The organism is Micromonospora echinofusca (genome assembly GCF_017614955.1).
Lineage (GTDB): Bacteria > Actinomycetota > Actinomycetes > Mycobacteriales > Micromonosporaceae > Micromonospora > Micromonospora echinofusca_A.
In genome coordinates, this window is sequence record NZ_WVUH01000435.1 from 1 (window position 1) to 5100 (window position 5100).

Below are 5100 nucleotides of genomic sequence, written 5' to 3' on the forward strand. Positions count from 1 at the left end.
GGAACGGCTGGTCGACGGGCTGCACGGGTACGCGGGCACCCCGCCCACCGCCATCGCCGAGCGGGTCGGGCAACTGACCGCGCAGTGGCTGGACGACCGCGAACACGACGACATCGCGGCCCTGGTGATCCAGGCCGAGCCGGCCCGCCGGGCCCGCGGCCACCTGCGGGCGGTGGAGTCCCGGTGACCGTGCCGGCCGTCACGGCGACGTCCGCGGTCACGTCGGACGACCTGCGTCGCTATGTCGAGCTGCTCGGTCACGCCGACGCCGACGGGGCGGTCGACCTCGTGACGGAGCTGCTGGCCCGGGGCGTCGACCCGGTCACGGTACTGCTGGACCTGGTCGCCCCGGCCCAGGAGAGCGTCGGCGAACGCTGGGCGTCCGGGCGGTGGAGCATCGGGCAGGAACACGCCGCGACCTCGATCAGCGACCAGGTCGTCGCGGCTGTCGCCGACCGGTGCCGGCGTACCCCCACCCGGGGCGAGATCGTGGTGGCCTGCGTGGACGGGGAGTGGCACGCCCTGCCGGCGCGCCTGTTCGCCGAGGTGATCCGGTTGCACGGCTGGTCGGTGCGGTTCCTGGGCGCCAGCGTCCCGGCCGCGCACCTGGTGACGTACCTGCAACGGCACGACCTGCGGGCGGTGGCGCTGAGCTGTTCGGTGGCCGACCGGCTACCCCGGGCCCGCCGGGTGATCGAGGCGGTGGCGATGACCGGGGTGCCGCTGCTGGCCGGCGGCCGGGGGTTCGGCCCCGAGGCGCGCTGGGCGCTACGGCTCGGGGCCGACGCGGCGGCGGTCGGCGCCCGGGAAGCGGTGGACATCCTGGCCTCGTGGCCGGCGGCCTGGCGACCGCACGGTGACCCCCCACCGCCGGTGGATGACGAGCACGAGTTGGTGGCGCGCCGCCGCAGTGCCCTGGTCGAGGCGGCGGGCAGCGCGTTGGACACCGGTTTCCCCGGGCTGCGGCGTAGCCTGACCGGGCCCGCACGGTCCACTCTCGACGAGAGCCTGGGTCAGCTCGTCGACTTTCTCGTTGCCGCCCTGCTCGTCGACGACGTCGACCTCTTCACCGACTTCGTGGCGTGGACGGCCCGGATTCTGGGTACCAGGGACGTACCACCTGCCAGCGTCGACGCGGTTCTGGGCACGTACGCTGCGGCCCTGTACGACTTTCCGCGCGCGCAGGCGCAGTTGGCGGCAGGACGGAGGATACTTTGAACGAGGTCACAGGTCTGGTCGTCACCCCCCTGCTGCGTAGTGACCGCACCGCACAGATCCGTCTCGACGGTGAGCTCACCTACGACACCGTCGACGACGCCCGGGTGCAGTTGCACGCGCTCATCGACGCCGGGTGCCGGCAGCTCATCCTGGAGGTCGCCGGCATCACCTGGTCGGACTCGGTGGGTCTGGCGCTGCTGATCGGTCTGCGGTCGGCGGTGACCGCCTGCGGCGGCGAGATCGCGGTCCGTGGCGCGACCGGGCAGCTGGCCAGGGTGCTGGAGATCACCGGTACCCGGGACCTGCTCGGCGCCGGTGACGAGGCGCCAGGGGTGGCCGGCGCCGGCCCGACGGAGGCCGGCCCACGGGCCGCCGACGGGAACGCGGTCTGACCCACACCTGCCACGGGCGGGATTCCGGCTTGCCGGGGTCCCGCCCGTCGTCGTCGGCGGGTGCCGATCCGTGCCGGCGGACGCCACGGGATCCGCATTCATCCGCCGGGAGCAGTTCCAGGGGACGTTGGCTTCTGGCGTGTCGGGAATCTATGGCGCTCTTTAAGTGGCTAGGATGCTCGGGTGAACCTCAAGGAGTGGGCGGCGTTGACCGGCATCGCGTACATCACCGCTCGGCGGCAGTACGCCGCTGGGACGCTGCCTGTTCCCACCTACCGGATCGGTCGGCTGATCATGGTCGGTGAACCGGTCACCGGCACGTCGGCCGGGACCGGGCAGACCGTGGTGTACGCCCGGGTGTCATCGGCCGACCAGAAACCTGACCTGGATCGGCAGGTTGCCCGGGTGACGGTGTGGGCCACCGGGCGGAGACTCGGCGTTGACCGGGTGGTGACCGAGGTCGGATCCGCGTTGGACGGGCGCCGCGAGAAGTTCCTCGGGCTGCTGCGTGACCCACAGGTGTCAACGATCGTGGTGGAGCACCGGGACCGGTTCGCCCGGTTCGGGGCCGAGTACGTCGAAGCCGCTCTGTCCGCGCAGGGCCGGCGTCTGCTGGTGGTCGACCCGGCTGGGGTCGATGACGACCTGGTTGCAGACGTGACCGAGATCCTGACCTCGCTGTGCGCCCGCCTGTACGGCCGTCGCGCTGGCGCGAACCGTGCCCGCCGGGCGGTCGAAGCCGTCACTGGGAGCGGCCCGGCGTGAAGACGGTCCAGGCGTACCGGTTCGCCCTCGACCTCACCTCGCGCCAGGAACGCGACCTCCTCGCGCACGCGGGGGCGGCCCGGGTCGCCCACAACTGGGCGCTCGCGAAGGTCAAGGCCGTGATGGACCAGCGTAGCGCCGAACGCTCGTACGGTGTGCCGGAGGAGTTGCTGACGCCTTCACTGCACTGGTCGCTGGCCGGTCTTCGGAAGGCGTGGAACGCCGCGAAACCCGTAGTCGCGCCGTGGTGGGGCGAGGTGTCCAAGGAGGCGTTCAACACCGGTCTCGACGCGCTCGCCCGCGGGCTGAGGAACTGGGTCGACTCCCGCGAAGGCGCGCGGGCCGGGCGTCCGGTCGGTTTTCCCCGGTTCACGTCCCGCCGCCGCACCACACCATCGGTGCGGTTCACGACCGGTGCGATCCGGGTCGAGCCGGACCGTATGCACGTGGTGCTGCCCCGGCTGGGCCGGTTGAAGTTGCACGAGTCCGCACGCAGACTGGCCCGCCGGTTGGACAACGGGACCGCACGGATCATGTCCGCGACCGTGCGCCGTGCCGGCGGCCGGTGGCACGTCGCGTTCTGCGTTGAGGTCGAGCGGGCCGACCGCCGTCCCACCCGGCCACAGTCGGTCGTCGGTGTCGACGTCGGGATCACACACCTCGCGGTGCTGTCCACCGGCGAACTCGTACCGAACCCGCGCCACCTGGCGGACGCACAGCAGCGGATGCGCTCGCTGGGCCGATCCCTGTCGCGCAGGATCGGCCCGGACCGGCGTACCGGCCGACGCCCGTCGAAGCGGTGGGAACGAGCGGCGGCCCGGCTCGGCCGCGCGCACGCCCGGGTGGCGAACCTACGCCGCGACGGCCTGCACAAGCTCACCACCCGACTCGCCCGTGAGCACGGCACGATCGTGGTGGAAGACCTCAACGTCGCCGGCATGCTGCGTAACCGCAGGCTGGCCCGGCACATCGCCGACGCCGGATTCGCGGAGATCCGCCAGCAGCTGACGTACAAGACCTCGTGGAACGGTGGCCGGCTCGTTGTGGTCGACCGCTGGTACCCGTCCTCGAAGACCTGCTCGGGCTGCGGCGCGGTGAAAGCCAAGCTCGCCCTGTCCGAGCGCGAGTACGAATGCGAGGCGTGCGGTCTGCTCCTCGACCGGGACCGCAACGCCGCGCTCAATCTGGCCGCCTTGGCGGCTGAGTACGACACCGCCGGGAGTGGCCCGGTGGCAGCACGTGGAGCCGACCAGAAGACCCGCGTACGCGGGCGGGTGGCGTTGAAGCGTGAACCCGGCACGGCATCCGCCGGTCAGACCGGGACCGTCCTACCGCGAGGCAGGACTACCAACCGTGTGCTCACTAAAGCACACTGAGAGGTAACGGTAGGTATCTCCACTGACGACCGGTGACGACACCGGTCGAGGAGGAGGTAGCTGCCATGACGACCGCCCGGGAGATCATGACCGCCGATGTGACCTGCGTCGGGGAGCACGAGTCGGTGCGTGACGCCGCGCGCAGGATGGCCACTCTCGGGGTCGGGTCGATGCCGATCTGCGGTGCCGACAACCGGCTCAAGGGCATGCTGACCGACCGTGACATCGTGGTGAAGGTGCTCGCCGAGGGGCACGACCCGGTCGGGGTGACCGCCGGGGAGCTGGCCCAGGGCAAGCCGGTGACCGTCGGCGCCGACGACGACGCGCGGGAGATCCTGCGCACCATGGGTCAGTACCAGGTCCGCCGGCTGCCGGTGATCGACGGCCATGACCTGGTGGGCATCGTGGCGGTGGCGGACGTCGCCCGGGCCCTGCCGGACGAGCCGGTCGGGGACCTCATCGACGCCATCTCCGAACGCTGAGGCCCATCGCGAAGCTGCGGAATTCGTCGGGACCACTGCGGAGCGTGTGGGGCCGCCCCGGACCGGGGCGACCCCACACGCATGCCGGTTCAGGAACGCCGGGCGTGCAGGTCCTCGCGGCTGGTCGGGCGGCCACTCAACGCGTCCCGCAGCCGGTCCACCAGGCCGGTACCCGGGGCCAGCAGCCGGTTCGCCGGCGGGCGGTCCGGTGCGGCCGGGTGCGGTCGGGTGGGTGCGGTCCGCTTCGCCGATTCCACCTTCCCGGCCAGGTCGACCAGTTCCTGGGGGTCGCATGCGGCGCGCAGCCGGGGGAACAGGTTGTTCTCCTCCTCCTGTACGTGGTGCCGGATGGTCCGGGTCAGCTGGGTCAGCAACTGGTCGAACCGTGGGTCGGCGGGATCCATCGACTCCAGTTCCTTCATGGTGCGTTCTGCGTCGGCGTGCTCGGAGATCTCGTGTTCGGCGATCCGGTCACCGTCGGGTAGGGCCCGGCGGGCGGCCGGGTAGACGTACGCCTCCTCGGCCACGGAGTGCCGGACGAGTTCGGCGATCACCACGTCGGCCAGCGCCCGCCGGTGCTCCGGCGTGCCCTGGCCGCCCTCCAGCTCCGCGAAGAGCGCGTCGACCTCCCGGTGGTCGGCCATCAGGGCCTCCACCACGTCGCGGCCGGTACGTGCTGCCGGTGCGTCAGCCATGTCGCCTCCTCGCCCTGGGCGCCCCGGGGGTGGGGCGCGTCGGTCCGGGCAGTACCCGGGACGTCGCCGGTGAACCCGGTTCCGGCGGACCGGTCGGGCGCGGGTCGGTCCTGACCGGACGGTGGGCCGGGCCGGGGCCGGGATCCGGCGTACCCGGGTCGGCGGGCCGCAC

General features: G+C 72.2%; 7 protein-coding genes. 6 read left to right on the forward strand and 1 reads right to left on the reverse strand.

The features are described from left to right. From GSF22_RS30320 to GSF22_RS30345, 6 genes are all read left to right on the forward strand, one after another. On the forward strand, nt 1-187 hold a 187-nt coding region (locus GSF22_RS30320), incomplete at its 5' end, for a hypothetical protein (protein WP_439957826.1). After that, nucleotides 184-1218, forward strand: a complete 1035-nt coding sequence (locus GSF22_RS30325) for a cobalamin B12-binding domain-containing protein (RefSeq protein ID WP_208817337.1) — start codon at nt 184-186, stop codon at nt 1216-1218. The genes GSF22_RS30320 and GSF22_RS30325, both read left to right, overlap by 4 nt. Further along, on the forward strand, nt 1215-1610 hold the full coding sequence (locus GSF22_RS30330) for an STAS domain-containing protein (RefSeq protein ID WP_208817338.1): 396 nt from the start codon (nt 1215-1217) through the stop codon (nt 1608-1610). Before GSF22_RS30325 ends, GSF22_RS30330 begins: the two co-directional genes overlap by 4 nt. 183 nt (nt 1611-1793) lie before the next feature. Next, complete coding sequence (locus GSF22_RS30335) at nt 1794-2375, forward strand: IS607 family transposase (RefSeq protein ID WP_208817339.1); 582 nt, start codon at nt 1794-1796, stop codon at nt 2373-2375. Then, the gene (gene tnpB / locus GSF22_RS30340; RefSeq protein ID WP_208817340.1) at nt 2372-3751 is read left to right on the forward strand and encodes an IS607 family element RNA-guided endonuclease TnpB; all 1380 of its coding nucleotides are present in this window, start codon (nt 2372-2374) and stop codon (nt 3749-3751) included. The genes GSF22_RS30335 and tnpB overlap by 4 nt, the downstream gene beginning before the upstream one ends. 65 nt (nt 3752-3816) lie before the next feature. Continuing rightward, nucleotides 3817-4233: a CBS domain-containing protein gene (locus GSF22_RS30345; RefSeq protein ID WP_208817341.1), complete on the forward strand. Its 417-nt coding sequence runs from the start codon at nt 3817-3819 to the stop codon at nt 4231-4233. Between the two features lie 89 nt (nt 4234-4322). Here the strand turns inward: GSF22_RS30345 and GSF22_RS30350 are convergent, their stop codons facing one another. Then, the gene (locus GSF22_RS30350; RefSeq protein ID WP_208817342.1) at nt 4323-4928 is read right to left on the reverse strand and encodes a hemerythrin domain-containing protein; all 606 of its coding nucleotides are present in this window, start codon (nt 4926-4928) and stop codon (nt 4323-4325) included. Between the last annotated feature and the right edge of the window lie 172 nt (nt 4929-5100).

Coding starts and splice junctions, on each gene's coding strand:
- GSF22_RS30345 (WP_208817341.1), top strand. CDS start 3,817: ATGACGACCGCCCGGGAGATCATGACCGCCGATGTGACCTGCGTCGGG.
- GSF22_RS30350 (WP_208817342.1), bottom strand. CDS start 4,928: ATGGCTGACGCACCGGCAGCACGTACCGGCCGCGACGTGGTGGAGGCC.